The 22,365-nt window shown below is 54.6% G+C and carries 25 protein-coding genes and 3 tRNA genes; 15 read left to right on the top strand and 13 right to left on the bottom strand.

The features are described from left to right. Positions 1-4 precede the first annotated feature (4 nt). Positions 5-1,024 carry an anthranilate phosphoribosyltransferase gene (trpD, locus tag IGNI_RS07490; RefSeq protein ID WP_012123582.1) on the bottom strand — a complete coding sequence of 340 codons (1,020 nt, stop codon included), beginning with the start codon at positions 1,022-1,024 and terminating at the stop codon, positions 5-7. A gap of 239 nt (positions 1,025-1,263) precedes the next feature. On the opposite strand from trpD, the gene IGNI_RS07485 reads away from it, so the two are divergent. Together IGNI_RS07485 and IGNI_RS07480 are read left to right on the top strand one after the other, a co-directional pair. Further along, positions 1,264-2,190: a beta-ribofuranosylaminobenzene 5'-phosphate synthase family protein gene (locus tag IGNI_RS07485; RefSeq protein ID WP_012123581.1), complete on the top strand. Its 927-nt coding sequence runs from the start codon at positions 1,264-1,266 to the stop codon at positions 2,188-2,190. Continuing rightward, positions 2,187-2,594, top strand: a complete 408-nt coding sequence (locus IGNI_RS07480; protein ID WP_012123580.1) for a metal-dependent hydrolase — start codon at positions 2,187-2,189, stop codon at positions 2,592-2,594. The genes IGNI_RS07485 and IGNI_RS07480 overlap by 4 nt, the downstream gene beginning before the upstream one ends. A 32-nt stretch (positions 2,595-2,626) precedes the next feature. On the opposite strand, the gene IGNI_RS07475 is transcribed toward IGNI_RS07480, so the two are convergent. Both IGNI_RS07475 and IGNI_RS07470 read right to left on the bottom strand, forming a co-directional pair. Then, positions 2,627-3,082 (bottom strand): molybdopterin-guanine dinucleotide biosynthesis protein B, encoded by a 456-nt coding sequence (locus IGNI_RS07475; RefSeq protein ID WP_012123579.1) that lies wholly within the window; start codon positions 3,080-3,082, stop codon positions 2,627-2,629. Beyond that, positions 3,082-3,495 carry a hypothetical protein gene (locus tag IGNI_RS07470; RefSeq protein ID WP_012123578.1) on the bottom strand — a complete coding sequence of 138 codons (414 nt, stop codon included), beginning with the start codon at positions 3,493-3,495 and terminating at the stop codon, positions 3,082-3,084. Before IGNI_RS07470 ends, IGNI_RS07475 begins: the two co-directional genes overlap by 1 nt. Positions 3,496-3,619: 124 nt before the next feature. On the opposite strand from IGNI_RS07470, the gene rnhB reads away from it, so the two are divergent. The 5 genes from rnhB to IGNI_RS07445 all read left to right on the top strand — a co-directional run bounded on the left by rnhB (position 3,620) and on the right by IGNI_RS07445 (position 7,819). Then, positions 3,620-4,258, top strand: coding sequence for a ribonuclease HII (gene rnhB / locus IGNI_RS07465; RefSeq protein WP_052570424.1), 639 nt, complete (start codon positions 3,620-3,622; stop codon positions 4,256-4,258). Then, positions 4,242-5,249 (top strand): 3-deoxy-7-phosphoheptulonate synthase, encoded by a 1,008-nt coding sequence (aroF, locus tag IGNI_RS07460; RefSeq protein WP_052570591.1) that lies wholly within the window; start codon positions 4,242-4,244, stop codon positions 5,247-5,249. Before rnhB ends, aroF begins: the two co-directional genes overlap by 17 nt. Before the next feature lie 30 nt (positions 5,250-5,279). Continuing rightward, positions 5,280-6,641 (top strand): aspartate--tRNA(Asn) ligase, encoded by a 1,362-nt coding sequence (gene aspS / locus IGNI_RS07455; protein ID WP_012123575.1) that lies wholly within the window; start codon positions 5,280-5,282, stop codon positions 6,639-6,641. A gap of 32 nt (positions 6,642-6,673) precedes the next feature. Then, positions 6,674-6,752 (top strand) — tRNA-Gly (locus IGNI_RS07450). A 170-nt stretch (positions 6,753-6,922) separates the two neighbouring features. Further along, positions 6,923-7,819, top strand: coding sequence for a hypothetical protein (locus tag IGNI_RS07445; RefSeq protein ID WP_187145968.1), 897 nt, complete (start codon positions 6,923-6,925; stop codon positions 7,817-7,819). Positions 7,820-8,107: 288 nt separating this feature from the next. Here IGNI_RS07445 and IGNI_RS07440 read toward each other — a convergent pair. Further along, positions 8,108-8,186, bottom strand: a tRNA-Arg gene (locus tag IGNI_RS07440). Between the two features lie 29 nt (positions 8,187-8,215). Beyond that, positions 8,216-9,253 (bottom strand): 4-demethylwyosine synthase TYW1, encoded by a 1,038-nt coding sequence (gene twy1 / locus IGNI_RS07435; RefSeq protein ID WP_238374092.1) that lies wholly within the window; start codon positions 9,251-9,253, stop codon positions 8,216-8,218. Between the two features lie 100 nt (positions 9,254-9,353). Here twy1 and IGNI_RS07430 point away from each other — a divergent pair, with 100 nt between their 5' ends. Next, positions 9,354-9,740, top strand: coding sequence for a hypothetical protein (locus tag IGNI_RS07430; protein ID WP_012123572.1), 387 nt, complete (start codon positions 9,354-9,356; stop codon positions 9,738-9,740). On the opposite strand, the gene IGNI_RS07425 is transcribed toward IGNI_RS07430, so the two are convergent. Together IGNI_RS07425 and argH are read right to left on the bottom strand one after the other, a co-directional pair. Beyond that, positions 9,737-11,902, bottom strand: a complete 2,166-nt coding sequence (locus IGNI_RS07425) for a CDC48 family AAA ATPase (RefSeq protein WP_148202297.1) — start codon at positions 11,900-11,902, stop codon at positions 9,737-9,739. The genes IGNI_RS07430 and IGNI_RS07425 overlap by 4 nt on opposite strands. Positions 11,903-11,935: 33 nt before the next feature. After that, complete coding sequence (gene argH, locus IGNI_RS07420; protein ID WP_012123570.1) at positions 11,936-13,294, bottom strand: argininosuccinate lyase; 1,359 nt, start codon at positions 13,292-13,294, stop codon at positions 11,936-11,938. Between the two features lie 51 nt (positions 13,295-13,345). Between argH and IGNI_RS07415 the strand changes: the two genes are divergently transcribed. The 4 genes from IGNI_RS07415 to IGNI_RS07615 all read left to right on the top strand — a co-directional run bounded on the left by IGNI_RS07415 (position 13,346) and on the right by IGNI_RS07615 (position 15,601). Continuing rightward, a complete protein-coding gene (locus IGNI_RS07415; RefSeq protein ID WP_052570422.1) occupies positions 13,346-13,624 on the top strand; it encodes a hypothetical protein in 279 nt (92 codons plus the stop codon). Between the two features lie 69 nt (positions 13,625-13,693). Then, positions 13,694-14,668: a hypothetical protein gene (locus IGNI_RS07410; protein WP_148202296.1), complete on the top strand. Its 975-nt coding sequence runs from the start codon at positions 13,694-13,696 to the stop codon at positions 14,666-14,668. Continuing rightward, a complete protein-coding gene (locus IGNI_RS07405; RefSeq protein ID WP_012123567.1) occupies positions 14,665-15,294 on the top strand; it encodes a hypothetical protein in 630 nt (209 codons plus the stop codon). Before IGNI_RS07410 ends, IGNI_RS07405 begins: the two co-directional genes overlap by 4 nt. Continuing rightward, positions 15,248-15,601 carry a transcriptional regulator gene (locus IGNI_RS07615; protein ID WP_202943256.1) on the top strand — a complete coding sequence of 118 codons (354 nt, stop codon included), beginning with the start codon at positions 15,248-15,250 and terminating at the stop codon, positions 15,599-15,601. The genes IGNI_RS07405 and IGNI_RS07615 overlap by 47 nt, the downstream gene beginning before the upstream one ends. Here IGNI_RS07615 and IGNI_RS07400 read toward each other — a convergent pair. The 3 genes from IGNI_RS07400 to IGNI_RS07390 are packed head-to-tail and all read right to left on the bottom strand — an operon-like array spanning position 15,524 to position 16,514. Beyond that, positions 15,524-15,979 carry an Rpp14/Pop5 family protein gene (locus IGNI_RS07400; RefSeq protein WP_012123565.1) on the bottom strand — a complete coding sequence of 152 codons (456 nt, stop codon included), beginning with the start codon at positions 15,977-15,979 and terminating at the stop codon, positions 15,524-15,526. The genes IGNI_RS07615 and IGNI_RS07400 overlap by 78 nt on opposite strands. Next, positions 15,976-16,275 carry a hypothetical protein gene (locus tag IGNI_RS07395; RefSeq protein ID WP_052570420.1) on the bottom strand — a complete coding sequence of 100 codons (300 nt, stop codon included), beginning with the start codon at positions 16,273-16,275 and terminating at the stop codon, positions 15,976-15,978. The genes IGNI_RS07400 and IGNI_RS07395 overlap by 4 nt, the downstream gene beginning before the upstream one ends. A 5-nt stretch (positions 16,276-16,280) precedes the next feature. Then, complete coding sequence (locus IGNI_RS07390; RefSeq protein WP_012123563.1) at positions 16,281-16,514, bottom strand: hypothetical protein; 234 nt, start codon at positions 16,512-16,514, stop codon at positions 16,281-16,283. Between the two features lie 63 nt (positions 16,515-16,577). On the opposite strand from IGNI_RS07390, the gene thyX reads away from it, so the two are divergent. Continuing rightward, complete coding sequence (gene thyX, locus IGNI_RS07385) at positions 16,578-17,384, top strand: FAD-dependent thymidylate synthase (RefSeq protein ID WP_012123562.1); 807 nt, start codon at positions 16,578-16,580, stop codon at positions 17,382-17,384. On the opposite strand, the gene IGNI_RS07380 is transcribed toward thyX, so the two are convergent. The 3 genes from IGNI_RS07380 to IGNI_RS07365 form a co-directional block, all read right to left on the bottom strand. After that, positions 17,376-18,425, bottom strand: a complete 1,050-nt coding sequence (locus IGNI_RS07380; protein WP_012123561.1) for a hypothetical protein — start codon at positions 18,423-18,425, stop codon at positions 17,376-17,378. The two genes, thyX and IGNI_RS07380, sit on opposite strands and share 9 nt — an antisense overlap. A 496-nt stretch (positions 18,426-18,921) precedes the next feature. Then, complete coding sequence (locus IGNI_RS07370; RefSeq protein WP_012123559.1) at positions 18,922-20,193, bottom strand: tRNA (N(6)-L-threonylcarbamoyladenosine(37)-C(2))-methylthiotransferase; 1,272 nt, start codon at positions 20,191-20,193, stop codon at positions 18,922-18,924. 33 nt (positions 20,194-20,226) lie between these two features. Then, positions 20,227-21,339 carry a hypothetical protein gene (locus IGNI_RS07365; protein ID WP_052570417.1) on the bottom strand — a complete coding sequence of 371 codons (1,113 nt, stop codon included), beginning with the start codon at positions 21,337-21,339 and terminating at the stop codon, positions 20,227-20,229. 92 nt (positions 21,340-21,431) lie between these two features. Between IGNI_RS07365 and IGNI_RS07360 the strand changes: the two genes are divergently transcribed. Together IGNI_RS07360 and IGNI_RS07355 are read left to right on the top strand one after the other, a co-directional pair. After that, positions 21,432-21,508, top strand: a tRNA-Val gene (locus IGNI_RS07360). A gap of 131 nt (positions 21,509-21,639) precedes the next feature. Beyond that, entirely contained in the window at positions 21,640-22,359 is a 720-nt protein-coding gene (locus tag IGNI_RS07355; RefSeq protein ID WP_012123557.1) for a fibrillarin-like rRNA/tRNA 2'-O-methyltransferase, read from the top strand. The last annotated feature ends 6 nt before the right edge of the window (positions 22,360-22,365 follow it).

Here is a 22,365-nt window from a genome sequence, read left to right as displayed (position 1 = left end):
TCGATTAGAACGTAGGATTGCCTCCCGAAGCCTCTATTATTTCTCTTAGCTTGTTTATCGCCTCTCCCCTCGCGAGGGTCTCGACGACCTCCAAGTAGGCCTCGCTTACGTCCTTCCCGTCTATTACGTGTATCGCCATGGCCGCGTTGACTCCTAGGAAGACTGCCTCCGGGAACTCTCCTCTTAAAGCTCTCAAGAACTTCTCCTTCGCCTCTTTTATGTCCCTTACTTTTAGCGGTTCTAAGCTCTCTAAGGGCTTTGCGCCGAAGTCCTCTACGTCTATTACGCTGTAGCTTATCTTGTCCCTATCTACGAAATAGACCTCGGTAGTGGACGTGGGCGAGACCTCGTCTATGCCCGGGCGTCCGTGTACCACCGCTGCCCTCTCCACCCCTAAGTTCTTCAACGCCTTGGCGAACACGTCTAACATCCAAGGCTCGCTCACTCCCACAAGTTGGTACCCCGGCCTAGCGGGGTTGGAGAGCGGCCCGGCAAGGTTGAATATGGTCCTTATGCCCAAGTTCTTTCTCACGTGTGCGACGTTCTTCATCGCAGGGTGGTAAAGGGGGGCGAACAAGTAGACGAAGCCCGTCCTCTCGAACACTTCGGTCGCCTTCTCCGGAGGAAGGTTCAAGTTGTAGCCCAACGCCTCCATCACGTCGGCGCTGCCGGCCGCGCTGGTGACGGATCGGTTGCCGTGTTTAACAACCTTGTACCCCATGGCAGCTAGGGTTACAGCTGCCGCCGTGCTGACGTTGAACAGGTTCGCCCTGTCGCCCCCGGTCCCCGCGGTGTCTATTGCTTCCCTAAACGGCCCTACCTTCACGGCGAGGTCTAGAAGAGCCCTTACGAAGCCTTCGAGCTCCTCCGGCCGCTCTCGGCCACACCTCAAGGCTACGAGGAAGCCGGCTTTCTGGACGTCATCTATCTCGTTCTTTGCTATCGACATCGCGAGGGCGTAGGCCTCTTCACTCGAGAGTCTTTCCCCTCTTAAGATCTTCTCCAAGAGGTGAGGCGCGTTCAACTAGCGTACCCCTGACGGGGCTTAGAAGTCCTTCAACAAAAAACGCTTACTGCTTGGGCTTGCAGACTACCGGCTGGTTGGGGCCCTTGTCCTCGCAGACCAAGACTACTTCGTTCGCTTCGGTCGTGCTCACGACACTCACCGACGTTGTGCGCTATAGGGTACTTATAAAGTTTGGGCTTGTGGAGCCTGACGAGATAACCCCCCTTCCTTCACTAAGGCCTTAGGGCTCGTCGCCTTTGCGGGTTAAGGTCTCTGCCCCCTCGAGGTTGCACTTCGCCTTGGTCGACTTGAGCGGCGACTTGGGCCGTTTGGACGGCGGCGCCGGTGTGGCGTTGAAGTTTCCTAGGACTGTCGTGGTGGCTGAGGAGAACGACGAGCTAGCCTACGAAGGGCCTCGGGCGGACGAAGTCGTCCCCAAACTCAAGCGCTTGGGGCTCAAAGGCAAGGTGCGAGTAATCGAGACCCCGCCCCCTCACGCCGGCTTCGGCTCGACCACGTCCTTGTTGTTGAGCTCTGCTAAGGCCTTGTTCGAGTTAAATGGCATACCGGTGACTTCTAGGGAGTTGGCAGTCTTTATGGGCAGAGGCGGCACGAGCGGGGTGGGCGTGGCCGCCTTCGAGGGCGGCGGCTTCATAGTGGACTTCGGCCACGACGCCGAGCTCAAGAGGAGGCCCTTGCCTTCTGGAGCTTCGTTAACTACGCCCCCTCCTTACTTGCGCCTAGAGTTCCCGGAAGAGTGGGCCTTCGTAATTTCCATTCCACACAAGGGAGTTTACGACGAGCGCCGGGAGGTAAGCGAGTTCTTGAAACACACCCCAATCCCGCCCGAAGAGAGCGCTTTAACTGCAAGAATAATATTGATGATGATAATACCTTCGATATTGGAGAAGGATTTGGAATTGTTCAAAAGGGGGATAAACGAGCTCCAGAAAGTCGGGTTCAAGAGAATAGAGCGAGAACTTCAGGACGAGAAGACGAAAGAAGTGTGTAGAACCTTCAGAGAGGTGGCCGGCTCGGCCGGCTTGAGCAGCATGGGCCCGGCGTGTTTTGCTGTAGTGCACGTAACCGAGTCCAGGGTTATTATGGAGGAACTGGAAAGTAAGATAAGCGACGTTGAGGTAAGGATAACCACGGCGGACAACGTGGGGGCGAGAGTGTTTTGAAGGGATACGCCCACGCGCTCTTCGGGGCGGGGCTGAGCGCTCTCCTCTCCCCCGATCCCTTGTGGGCCGCGCTTTGGGGGTTGGTGGGCTCCAAGGTCCCAGACCTCGACTTAAAGAAGATGCACAGAAAGCTCTTACACAACGTGTTCGCCATGCTTTTGCTCTCCCTCCTAGTCGGGAGTATAGACCGCCGCGGAGGCGTCTACTTCATGGTCGGCTACGCGTCGCACATATTCTTGGACTCGTTCACGGTGAGGGGCGTTTGGGCCCTCTGGCCTCTCTACGACCGTCCTTTGGGAATCAGGGCCTTTAGGAGCGACTGGAGGCTTGCTAACGCGGCGGTTGCGGCCCTCGGCGCACTTCTGCTAATCTACTCGCTCTATAAAGCGGCCGCGGGGCAGTGAGGAGTTTGCCGAGTGTTGAGCGGTGAAAGAGGCTAGGACAGCCGAGCCCTCCAGTTAGATAATATCAAGCGAGCTACCTTCCACGCGACGAGCTTTGCATCGTCTTGCGGGCCCATCTCAGAAACGGTCAAGGGCTTCCAGTAGGCCTTCCTCTCGGCCTCGTTCCTCCAAGTTACTACGGAGAGCCAGTCCCTCCTCTTCACCCCCTTGCCCCCCTCAACTATGATCAGCCCGCTGAGGCTAGACACGAGCTCTTCTAAGCCTACTTTGCCCTTCTTCTGGACGCGGAAGCCGTTTCTGCACACTAAGTAGACCTCCTCCGCTCCGGCCTCTAAGGCGCGCTTGGTGTCGCCGGCGTCCGTCTCCTCGAGGGCATGCTTCGTCTGCTTCACTACCTTAGGCTTTACTCCCAATTTATTCAACTCTTTTATTAGTTCTTGAAGCAGCGTTGTCTTCCCGCTCTTGCGCGGCCCCACTATCTGGACCACTAGTCTCCGCTCACCAGCTTCGCGCCGTTCTTGTAGAGGGGACAAGTCTTCCAGTGGGCGTTGCAAAGCCTCACCTCGGCCACCGTTAACAAGCGGTCTAATACCCTACAGACCGCATACCAACGGCCGTCGGAGCCCCTGTAAGTCTTAAAGTAAGGGCACTTGCTCGCCGGTTCCTCCGGAAGGGCGTGTATGGGCTTGTAAGGCTTGTACTTGCTTTCGAACGTCTGCTCCTTTGAAGTGGAGGTTTGAAAGGCCAAGAGGCCCTCCTTCTTTTCGTCTTGGGGCTCTACGAAGAAGTTGCACGAGCGGTACTCGAACTCGCTCCTACAGTGCGGACCGACTACGTCGGGAGAGGGCTTCGGCAGCTTCGGGCTGGTACAAGTTGAACCCTTGAGCCACGGACACGGCAAGCCCGGCGCCGGCTACTCTGCGCGAGGGGCGAAAACAAAAGGTCTCCCAACCCGTTTGTTGACGTTGCTTCTTTAACGACGGGTAACGTAGTTAGACGCTCTTTGCCTAACTTTCTTGAGAACGATGATAGTGGCCGGGATAGACGAGGCCGGGCGCGGACCGGTCATAGGGAGCATGTTCGTCGCATTGGTTGCCATCGAACAAGATCAATTAGAGAAATTGGTGAGCTTGGGCTTGAAAGAAAGCAAAATGTTGACTCCTAACAAAAGGAGGTACTTTTACAACTTGATAATGAAGACTGCAAAGCTTGTATTGATAAAGGAAGTGAAAGCTGAAGAAATAGACAAGAGGAACTTGAGCGAGCTTACTATAGAAGTTATGAAAGAACTGTTGGAGACCGCTCTAAACAAGGTAAAGATAGACGTAGTCTGCGTCGATATCGTTGGAAACGGCGCCAAGCAGAGGCGGGCGCTCGGCGAGGTGTTCCCGGACGTTATCGTAATGAAGAAGGGAGACGCCTCGTGTCCGGCAGCGGCAGCGGCGTCGATAGTGGCGAAGGAAGCGAGGGAGAGGCACGTCAGCCAGCTTAGAGCCCGTTACGGGGACTTCGGTTCCGGCTACCCTTCCGACCCCAAGACGCTTAGGTGGCTTAGCGTCACGCGACCCCTTCCCCCAATAGTCAGGAAGAAGTGGAAGACGATCAGAAGAAAAGGGATGGGTGTGGGAGGGGAGGGGGAACGGAAGCATGATAATAGTGCTTAAACAAGGCGAGGGCGGATCGGAAGTCAAGAACGTCTTACAAGAGAAGGGCTTGAAGTTCTGGGAAGTCACCTTATACGGCCGTCCTCTGATAGTGACCCCTCCCGGGACCTTCGTCGAGGGCTTGGAGAAGTTGCCCGGAGTTGAATTGGTGCTAAACGTGAAGGCGAAGTACCCGCTGGCGAGCAGGGAGTTCAAACAAGAGGACACGATCGTGAGCATCGGAAACGCTAAGTTCGGGGGCGAGTACTTCTCCGTAATAGCCGGCCCGTGCTCCGTAGAGAGCGAAGAACAAATACTCTCTACGGCAGAGTTCGTGAAGAAGGAGGGCGCAGCCGCTCTGAGGGGCGGCGCCTACAAGCCTAGGACTAACCCCTACTCCTTCCAAGGCCTCGGAGAGGAGGGCTTGAAGCTTTTAAAGAAGGCCAAAGAGGTTACGGGTCTCCCCATAGTCACTGAGGTCATGGACACTAGGGACGTCCCTAAGGTGGCGGAAGTGGCAGACGCCTTCCAGATAGGGGCCCGGAACATGCAGAACTTCCCGCTGCTCAGAGAGGTCGGCAAGGCAAAGAAGCCGGTCGTCTTAAAGAGGGGACTGGGCAACACGGTGGAGGAGTGGTTCCAAGCGGCCGAGTACGTCTTGTTGGAGGGGAACGGCGACGTGATACTGTGTGAGAGGGGCATAAGGACCTTCGAGACTGCCACCAGGTTCACCTTGGACGTGGCTGCCATACCGGTAGGCAAGAAGAAGGTCCACTTGCCGGTGATAGGGGACCCCTCCCACCCTGCCGGCAAGAGGGACTTGGTAGAGCCGTTGGCGCTTGCAATAGTCGCGGCCGGCGCCGACGGTCTGATAGTCGAGGTCCACCCCGAGCCTGACAAGGCGAAGAGCGACGCAGCCCAGCAGTTAACCTTTGAGCAGTTCAAGGAACTTATGAAGAAAGTGAGGGCTTTAACTGAAGTGATGGGGAAGCAGCTCGTTACCGCTTTATAAAAAGCTAGGCGCACTCCTCGCGGTGCTCAGATGAAGTACAGGGACTTGCTCGTGGCCGAGATAACCCCTGAGATGGAAGGCCGGCGCGTAAGGGTGGCCGGCTGGGTTCACGCGGTCAGAAGCATCGGCAAGCTAGCTTTCCTAATTCTGCGAGACTTCAGCGGCACGATACAAGTTACTTTCAGGGTCCCGAAGGACGTCAGCGAGGAGGAGAAGAAGAGGTATAAGGAACTAATCAAAAAAGTGAGCAAGATCCCGCCGGAGAGCGTAGTTATGGTGGTCGGCGTAGTTAGGAGGGACCCCAGGGCCCCAAGAGGCGTGGAACTCAGCGGGGAGGAAATAGAAGTTCTAAACGAAGCCAAGAGTCCCTTGCCCTTAGACGTATCGGGCAAGGTCGACGCACACATCGACACCAGGCTGGCCAACAGGCCGATCGACCTCAGGAGGCCCGAGAGCCAAGCGGTGTTGAGGCTGGTCTCACTGAGCGCCAAGGCTATAAGAGAATACTTGTACAGTTTAAACTTCGTCGAGGTGTTCACCCCTAAGATAATAGCCTCCGGAACCGAAGGCGGGGCCCAACTGGTCCCGGTCTTCTACTTTGGCAAGACGGCTTACTTAGCCCAAAGCCCCCAGCTCTACAAAGAGCTGCTGACCTCCTCGCTGGAGTACGTTTTCGAAATAGCTCCCGCGTGGCGTCACGAGGAGAGCGACACCCCCTACCACCTAGCGGAGTTCATTTCTGTTGACGTAGAAATGGCGTTCGCGGACTACAACGACGTGATGAAAGTCTTAGAAAACGTCGTGAAGAGGGTAATTGACAGCGTTAAGAATGAGGGTAGGAAGTGGTTGGAGGTATTGGGCCACGAGCCCCCTGAGGTGAACCTCCCAATACCTCGAATAACCTACAAGGAGGCTTGGGAAATATTGAAGGCTGAGGGCGTGGAAGTGGAGCCGGGAGAGGACTTCGGCACGCCCGAGCTGAGGAAGTTGAGCGAGGCGTTGGAAAGGGAGGGCAAGACCTCTGGGGGCTTCTATTTCATAACCGACTGGCCCGCCGACGTGAGGCCTTTCTACACAAAGAGGGGAGGCAAGGAGGTCATAGGCGGGAAGGAGGTAGACTTGAGCGAGAGCTTCGACTTGAACTGGCGTCACCTAGAGATCTCCAGCGGGAGTACGAGAATTCACAGAAGGAACGAGCTAGAGGAGGAGTTAAAGAAGAGAGGCTTGAACCCGGCTAACTTCGAATGGTACTTAAAGTGGTACGACTACGGGATGCCCCCGCACGCCGGTTGGGGAATGGGACTCCAAAGGCTAATGGTCCCGGTAGCTGGGATACCCAACGTGAGGCTCGCCAGCACCTTCCCGAGGGATATGAAGCGCTTGGTGCCATAAGTTTATAAGAGGTTCCGTTAAGCGCCCCCCGGGCGGCGGTCGTCTAGCCTGGACTAGGATGCCGGCCTTCCAAGCCGGTGATCCCGGGTTCAAATCCCGGCCGCCGCACCAAAGGCCCTTCTATAGCAGTTAGGAAACTAACCGGTTAGGCTTGCCCTTTTTAGGACTAAGTTCGTAGCTTGAACTGACGGAGGCCACAAGTAGTGAAACACTTACTGGTTTTACTGACTTTGAGCCTGTTGACCTTCTCGCTCAACCTGACCTCACTCGGGACGGTTGAGGTGGACGGTACCCCGATAAAAGTATTCATAGGCAAGGGTTACTCTGTCATAGCAACTTACCAAGGGAAGGTATACACTAGCGACCTAAGAGGCGCCCTCTTGGGCGAGTACGATTTAGGAGAGGAAATATACGGAATGGACGTAAGCGGTTCCATAATCTACGTTACAACTAAGGGCTTCGTGCACGCTCTTTCTATGAACTTACGGCCTCTGGCTTCTGTGCAAGTGGACGAGGACTTTACAGGTGCAATAGACGTGATTGGGCCTTTCGCAGCGCTTGCAGACTTTAACATAGGAATGTTTCATTTAGACATTGTAAACGAAAAAGCCGAACTGATTTGGGGTTACAAAGGACTGAACGGAGTGATGCCGTTGGCGCTGAAAATCGTTTTCAGCCCCCTCCAAGAACGAGCCGAAGTGATCTTTGGGGACATGAAAGGCAAGTTGTACTCTCTGACGCTTAAAGGGGACGTCGTGGACAGCGGGGACTACGGCGAGGTCGTCCTGTCGATTGATACATGTGGAAAGCTCCTAGCGATCTCTAAGGAAGGAGGCTTCGTCGTGGGCTCGATAGAACGGGGAAAAATAATAGAAAAGGAGACCCGCGGGCCGACCTTCGTCGCCTTCGACGATTTCTGCTCTAAGGTGGCAGTTGCGCAAGAGGGCGAGTTAACGGTATATGACCTCAACGGCGAGGCGTTGGTCCAGAAGGACCTCAAAGGGAAGCCGACGGCGCTCTCTTGGTCTAGGGGAGTGATAGCAATAGCAGAAAAGGGGAAAGTGGAGTTCTACACCTTAGCTTCGAGCCCCGGCGCTCCCGCGCATGAACCTGTACACGAAAAACGGAACGTTAAGGAAGGGGGAGTAGGCAACGAGACTCTTCCCTCATTAGGATGAGTTACGTCTCAATCATCTACCTCTCTATCAATATTTTTGTATTTCTAAGTCCCCCTTTGTAAACTCGTTGCTGTCGGTTATAGCGCAGATTCGAGACTTGTAAACGGTTGTGCTCCTCGAGTAAAGCCTTAAAGATAATGTTACCGCACACAAAAGTTTCGTTTACAAGAAGGCTTTGATACCCCTTTCTAACAACCAACTTAAATGTATCATGTGAAACACGGTACACGCTTCGCGGGCGGGTGTGTGGGGCCCTCGTGTGGCGGACAACTCGTAATTGTCTGGTCGTGGCGGCCCCGCCGGGATTTGAACCCGGGACCTCCGGCTCCGCAGGCCGGCGCCCTAGTCCAGGCTAGGCCACGGGGCCCTCGGTGAGCACTCTATGAAGCTAATAAATCATTTCACGCGCTCGCTGAGCTCGTACTCTGTACCCTCCGGCAGCTCCCCGGCTTTCCCGCCGGGACAGCCCTCGCCGACCCTTATCGGCTTCCCGATTCTAGACAAGAGGACAACCCTGCTGGACCTCTGTTCGTCGACGACGTCGTATCCTATTTTCTCTGCCAACCTCTCCGCGAAGCTCCTAACCTCCGCGTGGGTGGGCATGTTCTCCTTCGTGAGCCTGTACCTAGAGTAGCCCACGTTCATGTAGGCCTTAACTTCCACGTACGTCGGGTAGCCCCTCTCCACCAGCTTGGCCAAGCCCTCTAACGCCCTCTCGTGGTCATTAAAGCCCTTTACCAAGGTTATTCTAATTACTGTTGGGGAGGAGAAGCTCGGCAAGATGTCTAAGCTCTGAAGCACCGCGCTCCACAGACCCGGCAGTACCGGACGGTTGAACTCCTTGAAGCTCTTCTCGTCCCAAGCTTCCAAGCTTAGGTATAGCTGCGTGGGCTCCGGGTCCAGCTCAGCCAAGGCGTCGGGCCTCACGCCGTGGGTTACTAAGAACGTGGTCATGCCCCTCTTGTAATACTCTTCGATGAGTTCTGAGAGCCTCGGGTATAGCGTAGGTTCTCCAGATAAGCTTATGGCTACGTGTTTCGGGTTCATCGCTTCTTCGAACATCTTCGGATCTACCTTGGGATGGCCCTTGTAGCCGCTGATTATCTTCCTCTGCTCCTCGATGCTCTTCTCAGCTATGAAGGCCGGGTCGTCCACTGTGGGGAGCTTGGTGTCGTCCCACTGGAGGCCCAAGTCTCCGGGCTCGGCCCTCCAGCAGTGCAAGCAGCGGAGCCAGCACCATATGACGGCCGGGGTCATTTGTAGACAGCGATGGGAAGCGATGCCGTAGAACTTACACTTATAACAGAACCTCCTCTCGGTCAAGGCTACGTGAGTCCAGTGGCACTTCTTTACTGCGCTGTGCGAGCCGACTATGTGATAACCGGCCTTCCTCAACCGTTCTAATATCGTCGACACTACGTCAGCTCTTAACAATCTTCCGCGCCGTTGTAAGCCCACGCGTCCCTGGACTTTTTAGTTAATAGGCTCAACGGTACTTACTGTTCTCTTTATAATTTGTGCTAAAGGATACCTAATGGGCCCGAAGTTGACGGTCAAGTGTCCTTATGGCGAAAAGAAGGGTTTCGCCGTCTTCTGTAAGCTAATAAACAAGAAGGTGTCGCCGCTCAAGTACCCTTGTACTTCCGACCACTATCAGAAGTGTCCGATATATCGGCAGTACGCGGGAGCGAAGGAGGAGAAGGCCGAGGTCGCTGAGACGAGGAAGGAAGCAGAAGAAGCGCCCCCGCGTCGAGAGCCAGTTAGGGAAGAGGCGCCACCGCCCGCCGGAGGTTTTAAGAAACCTGAGGAGGCCCGGACGTGCCACGAGTGCATATTCTACTCGGAGTTGACCAAAATGTGCTTGAAGCTGAAAATAAAGGTAGATGATCCCAACAATCCGCCTTGTAAAAGAGGAGCTTAGATAGCGCTCCTCTTCACCTCTTCTGCCAACCTCTCGTACCTCAGTATGTCTTCTCTCTTCAAGCTTGGCCTTACCGCCTTCATCGCCCTCTCGAAGTGCTTCATGGTTACTGGGACCGGCTTCATGTTCTCCCTTAAGGCGATCAACGCCGCTTCCCTGCAGAGCGCCGCTATGTCGGCGCCAGTGTAGCCTTGGGTCATGTCCGCCAACTTCTCCAAGTCCACGTCGTCCGCCAGCGGCATCCTTCTGGTGTGGACCTTGAATATCTCCAACCTCGCCTTCTTATCTGGCGGCGGGACGTAGATCAGCCTGTCGAACCTCCCGGGCCTCAGCAGCGCAGGGTCCAAGAGGTCTGGCCTGTTGGTCGCGGCTATTACCGTAACCCTCTGGAGCGGCTCTATGCCGTCCATCTCGGTTAGCAGCTGGTTGACTATTCTGTCTATCACGCCGCTTACGTCTTTGCCCCTCCTGGCCGCGATGCTGTCTATCTCGTCGAAGAACACTATGGTCGGGGCCGCTTGCCTGGCCTTGCGGAAGATCTCCCTTATCGCCTTCTCGCTCTCGCCTACCCACTTGCTCAAGATCTCCGGTCCCCTGACCGCTATGAAGTTCGCTTGGCTCTCCGTGGCAGCCGCCTTGGCGAGCAAGGTCTTACCGGTGCCGGGAGGACCGAAGAGGAGTATCCCCTTCGGCGGCTCTATGCCCATCTCGGTGAAGAACTCGGGGTGCTTCAGCGGCCAGACGACGGCCTCCTTCAGCTGTTGCTTCACGTCCTCGAGGCCGCCTATGTCTTCCCAGTGTACCTCTGGCACCTCTATGTAAACCTCTCTCATGAGCGTCGGTTGCACAACCTTCATGGCGGCGAGGAAGTCGCGGAAGGTCACCTTCAGCTTCTCCAGTTCGCTCGCCGGCACCTTCTCAACCTTGGTCAAGTCTATTCCTTTCTCTTTGAAGAACCTCCTCAGCGCGTTCATTGCGGCCTCTTTTACTAACGCCGCCAAGTCCGCTCCGGTGTAACCGTGGGTCATCTCCGCTATCCGGTCTAGATCTACGTCCTCGGCCAGGGGGACGTTCCTCGTGTGAACTTCTAAGATGGCCTTCCTAGCCCTCTTGTCCGGCGGCGGGATCTCTATTTCTCTATCAAACCTCCCGGGCCTCCTGAGGGCGGGGTCTATGGCGTCCGGCCTGTTGGTCGCACCTATTACCACAACCCTGCCCCTCTCTTGGAGGCCGTCCATCAAGGTCAACAACTGAGCGACGACCCTCTTCTCGACCTCTCCGGTTACCTCCTCCCTCTTGGGGGCAATTGCGTCTATCTCGTCTATGAATATTATGCTCGGAGCGTTCTTGCGCGCCTCCTCGAAGATCTCCCTAAGCCTCTGCTCGCTCTCGCCGTAGTACTTGCTCATTATTTCTGGTCCATTTATCGCTATGAAGTATGCGCCTATCTCGTTGGCTAGGGCCTTGGCCAACATGGTCTTACCGGTGCCGGGGGGACCGTAGAGGAGCACTCCCTTCGGGGGCTCGATGCCCAAATGCCTGAAGATCTCCGGGTGTTTCATGGGCAGCTCGACTATCTCCCTCAGCCTTTCCTTAGCCTCCTCGAGGTCGCCTATGTCCTCCCAAGTTACCTTAGGCACGCCCCTGACGGCTTCCTCCTTGACCGGCTTCTTGCTTATCTCGATCTCGGTTTTGTCAGTTACGTAAACTCTCGGGCTGGGCTGGGTGGCGGTGACTATCAGTTCTATGGTGCTCCCGAAGAACGGTATCTGTACCTTCTCTCCCCTCATTAGGGGCTTGCCCATTAATATCCTCTTTACGTAGTCGACGAAGTCGGGGCCGAACTCCAAGGGCTCGGTGGGGGCCAACACCACTCTGGTAGCTTCTTCTACCTTAGTCTTCCTTACGGTCACGTAATCTCCCACGCTGACGCCTATCTGGTTCCTCGCGTAGCCGTCCATCCTGATTATGTCCTTATCTTCGTCTTGGGGGTAGGCGGGCCAGACTTGGAGTACTATGCTGCCCTTAGGACCCTCTACTTCGACGAAGTCTCCAGTGACTACGTCCAACTCCCTCATATTCTTCCTACTGATCCTAGCGATCTTTCTCCCGACGTCCCTCTGTTTTGCCTCAGCGACCCTCAGTCGGAGTTCCTTCGCCAAGACTCTTACCGGGAGCAGAGCCAAAAGGCGAAGTTAAGAGTTAGGACACTGCCGTAGCTCCTCTCTGACCACGACGAGGCGCGCTATCCTCGACATAGCACGTTCTATCTTGACGAACACGGGACCTAAGTTGCCGGGCGCCCCGGGAGCCTTCCTAAAGGTCAAAGCTCCCTTCTCAACTACCTTCCACTCGTCCCCCACGAGCCCCTCCGCGGCCCTCGCTAGGTCGTCGTTGTGCTCCTTCAAGGCCCTAGCAACAGTTGCGTAAGCGTCTCTGAAGGTCAATCCTTTGTTCTTGACTAGGTACTCGGCGAGGTCGGCCGCGAGCAGCGGGTACCTCAAGAATTCCTTCGCCCTTTCCTCGTTGACTTCCATCTTCCACAAGAAGTCTGTTATCACTATTACTGATTTCCTAAAGGTCTTGAAGGCTTGCCACAAGAGCGGCGTGAGTTGTTGTAAGTCTAGGTTGTAGCCGGACGTAAGTCCCTTTAGTATGCTGAACGCGGACACGTAATGGCCTAGGAGCTTTGACAGCTCTGCCCTAACCACTTCCAGCGTCGCCGGGTTCTTCTTGTGGGGCATTATCGAAGAGGTTCCGGCGTGGTCCAAGGGAACCCTTATCAAGCTGAAAGGTGGGGTGGCATAAACGAACACGTCTTCGACGAACCGGAGCAAGGGTATCGAAAGGCTAGCTAGAGCTCCCAAAGAGACTAGCGCGAAGTCCCTCGAAGTGGTGGCGTAAAGCGTGTTATATGCTAAGTCTTTGAAACACAGCTCTTCACACCTCCTCCGGCGGTCTAGGTCTACGGTGCTTCCCGCGGCGGCCGCGGCCCCTAAGGGGCACTTGTCAGTAATTTCTAACGCGACTTCCAATAGTCCGAAACTGTCTACTATTTCCTCAGCGAAGTTGGTTAAGAAGAGCCCGAAGTTGGCCGGCTGGGCGGGCTGTAGGTGAGTGAACGTCGGAAAGAAGACTTCTTCGTGGAGTTTGGCCTTCGCGTATAGAGCCTTTAAGAGGTGGTACAGCGCGGTCGCGGACTCCAGAAGCTCCTCCCTGACCCTTAACCTTATGGCGGTCGCAACTTGGTCGTTTCGGCTCTTACCGAGGTTTATCTGCTTGGCGGCGCCGGTCCTTTCAATTAAATAGTACTCTATGGCTTCGTGTATATCTTCGTAGCCGTCGAAGTCGGCCGAACAGTCGAACTGCTCCAGCAACTCCTTTAAGGTCTTTGCGTCTTCGGATGAGACGTAACCTTTCCTCTCCAACTCGTTGATGTGCACTATTAACACGTCTATAACGTAGGGACAGATATCTTTGTCAAAGTGGAGAGAGCTAATGAAGTCGGCGAGCCAGCGCGGCTGTGAGCCCAAGGCGTAGCCTCGGTACCCCAACCCCTCACTCCTCCGATCAGAGTTTTTGGGGTACCTAATGTTAGCAACCAAATGGAGGTGTTAGAGCGAGTGGACCCTTGGATCAAGGCAGCCGAAGACTTCTTGTGGACTGCTGAAATACTTATGACTATGGGGCGCTACGCGCAAGCGTTCATGTTGGCGTGCCACGCCTTGAACTTATGTAAGAGGGGAAAGGCTCCCTTTGAAAGGGCACCCAAGGAGTGCGTCGAGTTGATATTCCCACGAGGCGACCTTACGCCCGAAGACTTGGTAACCCAAGAGCTTGCGGAAAGAATAATAAAGGAGACAAAAGAGTGCTTGGGACTATGAAGAGGAATCCGGGAGCCGAGCGGCTTCGGCCGCTGTGAAGATTTGTGCTCGCAGCTGAGCGTGGAAGCCTTGGTATCAGGTATTATAATAGAAACGTCGTTCCTTATGTTTATACCTCTAGTTCTCTTCTTCGACTACTTGTACTTCGCCGGGCTTAGGGCGTGGCTAGAGGGGCTCAGCAAGGGGGCGCGGCTTGCCGTCCTAAGCGGGGTGGCGCTGTTCTGGATAGCATTCGTGCCGGGCCCACTTACCTTCGTGGGAGCCTTCGTTGTCTCAATGGCGTTGGGAGTGTTGGCGTTCTTCCAAAACGTTAAGGAAGGGATTAAGACGTTGTTAGTTGTGCTTTCGCCAACAAAGGCGCGCGCCCTCTTGGTAGAGGGTTGCGGGAGCGAGCGGGGTTGCTTCGTTAGGTACTTGTTCGCCTGGCCCGCCTTGGCGGCCTTGGCGGCAACGGCAGAGGCCTTAATGGGCCCCCTCACTATGTATATCATAGGTTTAATGACAAAACCCCCGTCTCTAAAGGGCAAACTCGCTGTACTAAATAAACTAATATCAATAGTCATCATAATTGTCGCTTGGGCCTTCGCGTTCATTAACATACTCAAAAACTTGATCTTACCCCACTGGTTGCTTCTTCAAGAGTACGCGGTCAGCGGGGAGGTGTCGAAGCTTCCCCTCACGGCGCGACTGTTGGCAAAGGTTCTCGGGAAGGAGGCGGCTTACGTTTACGTCACCATGCTGGTGATCCTCGCGGCTTATACTGCGATCAGAGTGCATACGGCCTTAGACCCCCGGCGCCGGAGGGAAATCATGGCGGCGATCTCCCCCTTCGTGGCCTACGCTGTTTCAATGAACAAGCTAGGGGAGCCGCTCACTTCAGTGGCTTACGCGGCAGGGGTCACCTCTGCCTACTTCATGAGGTCTAGGAACATAGATGTGCCCGCCACACTCGTCGACAAGGTTATGGCAGCCTTCGCCAAGCTCGGGAGGGCTATCCTTGAATACTCGGCGCCGCTGGGGCCTCTACGGAGGCTGTTGGCTTGAGTGACGACGAGGGGCTGAAGGCGCTAGAGAGGGTCGCAGAGATACTCAGAGACATAAGCTCGTGTCGAAACTCCTACTTGGCTAAGGCCCTCAGTTCCTTGACGCTGTCTTTAGGGGGAACCCTGACGGCCCTTACCGCTGCGCTCTTCCCAAGCGTTTTCGTTTCGGACTACAAGGTTGGCTCTGCATTACTCATGACGTTGTTGTTATTCTTTAGCATAATTATGTTTTACACGTTTAAGAAGACGTTTAAGTATACATTTAAGATCGCTAGCCTCAGGGAGGGCGACTCGCGGGCGCCGGACTTCTTGTTGTTCCCCGTGATGGCGGCGGTTACGCTGGCGGCGCCCGTTTGGCCCGGCCTACCCTACGCCACTATGGCGATCCCCTTCTTCTTGATCTCGCTCATCAAAATACTTATGATGAGGCGGGAAAAGGCAGTAAGCGGGGTAGTTTTGGCAAGCTTGAGCATGTTGAGCGTAGCCACCAACCCCATTGTAATTCCGGTTACTCTTTCTATCTCGTACAGCGTGAGTACCCTCTTCGAAGTGTTGATAAACTTAGAGGAGGCTGAAAAATGTGTCGAGAATAAAGGATATGGACATAATAAGGGAATTAGTAAATAAGAAGCTGAACTTGACGAAAATAGCTATAATGGTATACTTGCTCAGCAGGGGGTCGGTGACCTTTAAGGAACTTTACGAGGACTTGGGGCTCACGCCGGGCAACGCGTGGTCGCACTTGGAGAAGCTGAGGAAGGAGGGGCTGGTCAATATAAAGAAGGAGTTAGGGGAAGGGAGGCCCAGAGTAGTGGTGGAGCTCACGCAAAAGGGCTTGAATGAGGTGGAGTCCCTCCTAGAGGTTTTTGACATACTTTCCAAGTTTAGGGAGTTTCTCCCGGGCGCTGGCGAGGGTCCCGAAGGCTCTGAGTGAGATCAAGTTTACTTTAGTTCCACACGCCTCTTCCACGTACAAGAGGGACGAGGAGAGTAGTTTGACCCCTTCTAGAGTCGTCCTAAATATGGCCACCTTGAGGTCCGGGTCGAAGTAAGCCAACTTGGGGTCGGTCAGAGCCAAGCCGATGGTCCCATAGGCCCTCTTTAACGACTCTATCACTGCGCCCTCCACGCAGCCCTCCTCAACCTCCTCAGGTCTCTCGGATAACACGAGCACTAAAACGTACCTCCTTATCTTCTTGGCCCTCTTCTTGGCAAGTTTCTTTTCTATTACCTCTATCTCAACGTCGTTAGCCTTGTAGAGCGCTACGAGCGCCGTCACCAGTGCCGCGGCCGCTAAGACCTCACAAATCAAGGCTCTTCCTCGACGCATACTGGCTGAGGGGCTTCAAGACCTAGGAGCTCGCGGGCCTTCAAGAAATACTCCTCCGGCCTCCCCACTTTTTCGACACAGAACTTAACAAAGATGGCTTCTCCCATAATCGCTTGGACCTCTGCGCCTTCGAGCCTTTCGGAGAGGAGGTCCGGAGGTCCTTGGATTATCGGTTGACCGCGCGCCCCCCTCTTATAGACGTCTACTACCACTAAGTTACAGTCGTTCCCTTCTAGGACGAGGACCCTCCAGTGGTCGTTACATAAAAACTTCTTCAATGCTCTCACTCATTGAGGGAAATTACTGGAACGAGCTTGGTCCTGCAGTAGGGACACCTTCCGCCCAGCTCCCTGTACTCTTCGGCACAGAAGTAAACGTTGTACTTCGGAGTACACTTAGGACACTTGTACACGGGCTCCTTGCTCACGTCGGCGTAGCGGGCGTGTATAGCACACCTAACAGTAATCCAGCCCTTATGCCCTTGGGCGTTGACCCCGTACATCCCGCCGTACGACACTGTGCTCCCCGGCGCCGTGACCCTCAAAAGACTTTATAACAATTAGGATGGGGTTCTGAAGCCATGGCAAACCGCGTCCGATGTAAGGCCTCTCATTCAGACGAGAGGACTGTTGTGTGTTTGGTCGCTAAGAACTTCGACGATCCGAGGAGGCTACCTCTGTTGGCCGTGAAGGTCTCTACGGGGAAGGCTCAAGAGAAGGGTATTGAATACTACCTTAAGAGCGAGTGGAAAGAGGGTTGGAGCAACTGGCTCAAGGAGGCGAAGGACTCCTTCCCGAGCGTGTTGGAACATTCGGTCTTCACGTTTTTCATTGAGGGGTGTTCCAGGGTTTGCTCTCACCAGCTAGTGCGCCACCGGCTGCTGAGCGTGACCCAAGAGAGCCAGCGCTACTCGGAAGTCAGGATATTGAAAGCCTTCAAAAAAGCTTTCGGAAAAGAGTTGGGGTGGGACGAAATAATTAAGGTATTAAACGCGAGTTCGCAAGACTTAAGTGAGTTTGAAGAGAGGTTAATTATAAAGGATTTAGAAGAAAGAGGTATAGGCTGTAAAGAATTGTCTAAAAAGTTAGAGGAGATAGTAGGAGAGCTGTTCGTTATACCGGAGAGCGTAGAGAGGGCGACTGCCGTACTCTCAATGATGCACTCCCTCTACTCCTACGCCTTGTGTCGCTCCTCCGCTCCCATGGAGGACTGTCGCTTCTTGCTCCCTCAAGCTATAAGGACGTCAATGTTGGTTACCGCTAACTTGAGGGAGTGGCTCCACATAATAGAGCTGAGGGACCACCCTAAGGCCCAGTGGGAAATAAGGGGCGTCGCTAGGGCGGTGAAGGAGCTGCTAAAGGAAGAGGTCCCCGAGGTCTTAGCGTAGCGTTAAGGTAAAGCTAACGAAACCCAAGTTGACCGCTGCGAGGTAGACCGATATTAGCAACGATATTGTGGCCAACGGGAGTACCACTTTCCTGGGATCTACAACTTTACCCCGGTTAACTATGATGAATATCACCGTCGGCGCGGCGGCATATATCATCGCGTATGCACCCCACATAATCAAGTTGTTGCCTATTAGAGAGGCCGCGCTCAAGAAGGCTCCCAGCACGCAAGGCGAGGTCCCCACGCTCCCGGCCAGAAGGCCTAAGACTGCCGGCGAAGCCCTCTTGAGGACTAGAGAGTTGAGCGTTGACGACGCCCAAGCGGTCAACGACCTTATCTTCTTGTTCGGTTTAATTGAAGATACTATTACCATTAAGCTCACGATCGCCCCTATGACGGGGTAATACGGCGAGGCCGGCACGAGGGAGAGCGCGACGCCGAGCGCGACGTGTGTAAACGTATAGGCAACGACGAACGCCAAGGCGTCCCAAGAACACCTCTTCTTCACGTTCTTGCAAGCCAGGATATAGAACGTGAAGACCATGAGTCCCACGGGGTTTAGGGAGTCCACCAAAGCCAAGATGAGGACGGGGCCGTTAAGCGCGCGGGCGGAGGGCCTCCACGTGCCCAAGAGCTTCTGACCTTCGTAAACCCTAGTCACGTTCGTACACTTCATGACCTCCTCCAACCAGAACGTCGAGTTCTCTACGTCCCCCACTACGACCGCAACCAACTTTCTCCCGCAGTAAACCCCCGTTATCGGGACGTAAGGTAAGCCGAAGTCCTCGGCTACACTTACTGCCGTCGCGTTTTTCGGCACTCCTTTGCTCACGGAAACCCAAACAACTTTGAAGCCGTATAGCTCTGAGAGGTCGCTGAGGAACGTCCTCAACTTAATACAAGGAATGCCTTCATCAATGCCGTATATCACTAAAGTATAGTTGGAGTAGTCCTTCAGAACCGCTTGTACGAAGGGAGAAGGGAGACTTGCGCCGACGCTGACGTTGCTACACGCCAACGCGAAGAGGAGTTCTATCATACAGTTCCCTGGAGGCGTCTGAGCGCGTAGGTGATATAATTAACCGACCAGACAATAAAGTGGAGGTCAGCAAAGAGCGCTATGATAAAAGAAAGCGCGAACGATAAGTGTAATACTAATAACAAACCGTCCTTGATAAAGTAGTAAGCTACGCCCGAGAGGAAGGAGCCCAACATAAGCGCCTTTCTTAAGCTCCTACCGAAAACGAGAGATATGAACGCAAACGCGAGCGCAGTAAGGCCCCACACTACGTTTTCTCTCGCCATGTAGTTCGGCAGAGCGACGATCCAATTATTGAATGTTAATGAGGTCGTTAAGAAGTAGTAGAGCAGGAATACGAAATAGTAGTCCTTATATCGTCTCGGAATGAGGAGAGATAGGAGCGCGAGCGGGGCTAACTCTAACAAGTGTGTTCTGAGTACGTACGCGTTCGTCCGACACGTAACGTGAACTATTATGAATGCTACCACTATGAAATGCGCTATCGCCCAAGCCGCTAGCTTACTGACCAAACGGTACCCCTTAGGTCGTAGAACGTGGCGCCTTCAATTTTAACTACTATCTCTTCCCCTAAGGAGCTCTCCTCCCTTAGGACCACCGGCGTGTAGTTCCAGAGCCTCGCCACAAAGGTCCCGTGCTTCTGGTCGTACTCGTCCACAAATGCCTTAAACTTCCCGCCGACGTACCTCTTGTGAACCTCAACGCCTACGGCCTCTATCACGTTCATGGCCCTCTTAACGCGCCTGGACTTAACGTCCTCCCTTACTTGGGGCATCCGGGCCCCCAAGGTTAGGGGCCTCGGAGTATAGGCGGCTAGGTGAACCCTCTCGAAGGCCAACTCCCTCAACGCCTTAAGCGTCAACTCGAAATCGTCCTCTTCCTCGCCGGGGAAGCCGACCATGACGTCAGTGGCTATAGTGGGGTCGTTGAAGGCCTTTCTCACCTTGTTGACTATCTCTACAAACTCCGAGTACGTATACCTCCTTCCCATTAACCTCAACACCTTGTCGCTGGCGCTCTGGAGCGGTAAGTGAAAGAACTTGAAGACTCTTGGATCCCTCATGACGTCTATAGTTCTATCCATTACCTCGCGAAAGGTGTCTGGACTCATCATGCCTACCCTGACGTATACATTTTCCGGCAAGACTTTCAACAATTTCTCTAACAGATCTGGCAATTCTAAACCGATCTCCTTGCCGTAGGCCGCTACGTCCGGCGCCGTCAACCAGATCTCCTTGGCGCCCCTCTTGACGCCCTTGAGCGCGTATTCGATTATGGAGTCTGGCCTTTGGCTTACAAGCCGCGGCCTGGCCACTTTGGTTATACAGAAAGTACAATTGCCCAAGCAGCCGTCGGCGATGGGGATTACTACCCTAAAGCCGCCGGGCGTTACGCCCTTGAGCCAGTCCCTGGGCCTCTGCCCCTTGAGTAGGTACTTCTTCTCCCCCTTTAAGGCAAGCTCAATTTCGTGTAACGAAGAGTTAGAGACGATGGACGCCCTGGGACAGACCATCTTCACTAGTCCCGGTTGGGCGCTGGCGAGGCAGCCAGTCACGATCAACTTCTTGCTAGCCTTGCAAAGCTCCTTTATGCGCCATGCCATCCTCTGTTCGGTTTCTGACCTCACTGTGCAAGTAAATATTATGGACGCGTCCGCCTCCTCGGGCCTCCCTACAACTTCGTATCCTTTGCTCTTCAGCTCCTCTAGCACCCTCTCGGCTTCGCCGAGCATCACTGCGCAGCCGTAGGTCTCGTAGTATATCTTCATTGCAGGCTAGTAAAAACGAGACGCGTTTAAAAATTAGCGTACGGCGAGCTCCGGGCTTAGTTCGACGCTCACCCTCAACGGGACTTTTCCTCTCATAACCTCGACGTCCTCTGAGACTTCCAAGACTAGTTTGTAACCCTTAGTGTTCCACCTCTTTTCGGTAACGAAGCTCACACACTCTTTGAACGGCAACTTATCTATTACAAAGTTCTTTTTCGCTACTACCTCGTCCGGGGCGAAACTCAAGTCCTCCACAACCTTTAAGGAGGCTTCCAGCGGGGGAACCTCAGTTCTGGGCACCACTTCCGGCAACGACGCACAGCCCGTGACCACCTCTCCGGGCCCAACGGCCTTTAGCGCTCTGCCCCCGGAGCGCCATTCTGACTTGACGTTCTGCTTAACGTAGTAGGTGAAGTAGTCGTACACTGGGACGTAATACAGTGCAGTCCCGTTGATGGAGACGTAGAGACCTCGGACGGCTACGGCCGGCCCGCCCAAGGGGCCCAGCAAGTTTACTGCCACGAGTTTGGGAACCGTGACGTTTATCTCCCTCTTCTCGTTGGACGCTAGGACGAAGCTAGCGAGGTCGAAGTCGGCGAAGTTCTCAACGTCGACCTTAACGGTGACGTCCAACGGGGTTCCACAAGAGTTGGAGACCGCTAACTTCACGTGCTCCCCGATGAAGGGGTACGTAACGTTGGAGTTGACCTTCAGACAGCGCGTCAGCTCGGAACCTCCGAGCCTCAGAACCCTTAGGTAGCCAAGCCTCTCGAGTTTTACTCCGTTCACCTCTACGTCGGCATATATTCCGTTCACGTTGTTGGCATTTATAACCACGTCGTAGGACCTCTCAGTCGTGCTCGGCCTCTCGCCGAAGTAGAGTAAGACGTCCTTACAAGCCTTGCCGCGTTGGGTCTTCAAGATGGCTTCGTAATACTTCGGGGCCCCGAAGGCGTCGCCCCTTAAGGTTAAGTGGACGCTGACGTCCGAGGAGCTCACGACACATAACTTGAGCGAGTAGTAGCCCTTCGACCCGTCTACGAAGGTCATTACGTTGTTCTTCTCGTCCAGCCAGTAGACGCTAACCGTCGTGGCGGCGTTTAAAACCGCTGAGAATACTAGGAGGAACACCAAACTCCACTTCAAGCCCTTCATCTCCTAGTGCTCACCTTGAGGGAAGGCGTATTAACATAACGCAAAACTTTAAAAGGGTACCCGGTCCTGGCAGACCGGGGTTCGGGGCCGTCGTCTAGCCCGGAAGGACGCCGCCCTCACACGGCGGTAGTCCGGGGTTCAAATCCCCGCGGCCCCACCACGCGTTCCTCGCGCATTTGCTCAGCCTCCAAGCCTTGCCGTTCCCCTACGACGCCTATCTCTCGAGCTCCTCTCGAGAGCCCTCGCAGTTTTTATACCATAGAGGGCAGCTCCGCGGGGGCCAGAAAGGGCATGCCAATAGAGGTCGTTAACGTTTACGAACACCCTCAATACAAGAATGTGTACGTCGTAGAGCTGGAGGATGGCAGCGTGCGCTTGGCGACTAAGAACTTGACGCCCGGGCACAGAGTCTACGGCGAGAAGCTCTTCCAGTGGCAAGGCGAGGAGTACCGCGAGTGGAACGTCCAGCGTTCAAAGTTAGCAGCCGCTTTGGTCAAGGGATTGGAAGAGCTTCCGATAAAGCCCGGCGACTCCATACTCTACCTAGGGGCCGCGACCGGAACTACTCCCAGCCACATCTCCGACATTATAGGTGAAGAGGGAAGGCTCTACGGCGTAGAGTTCGCTCCTAGAGTTATGAGGGAGTTCGTAAACTTGGCCGAAATAAGGAAGAACATCTTCCCCATACTGGGCGACGCGAGGAAGCCGCGCGAGTACCGTCACTTGGCGGAGCTGGTCGACGGCCTGTACGCGGACGTGGCCCAGCCCAACCAAGCGGAGATAGTCGCCGATAACGCGGACTTCTTCCTAAAGGATGGAGGCTACATGTTAATGGCAATAAAGGCCAGAAGCGTTGACGTCACCAAGAGCCCGGAGGAGGTGTTCAAGAGGGAGATAGGAGTGCTGAAGTCCAGGGGCTTCGAGATCCTAGACATAGTGCACTTAGACCCCTTCGACAAAGACCACGCAATGATATACGCGAGGTTCCATAAGAAGTCGAGCGAAGGGTGAACTTCA

Source organism: Ignicoccus hospitalis KIN4/I (assembly GCF_000017945.1).
GTDB lineage: Archaea > Thermoproteota > Thermoprotei_A > Sulfolobales > Ignicoccaceae > Ignicoccus > Ignicoccus hospitalis.
This window is presented reverse-complemented; position numbering and strand designations above follow the sequence as displayed.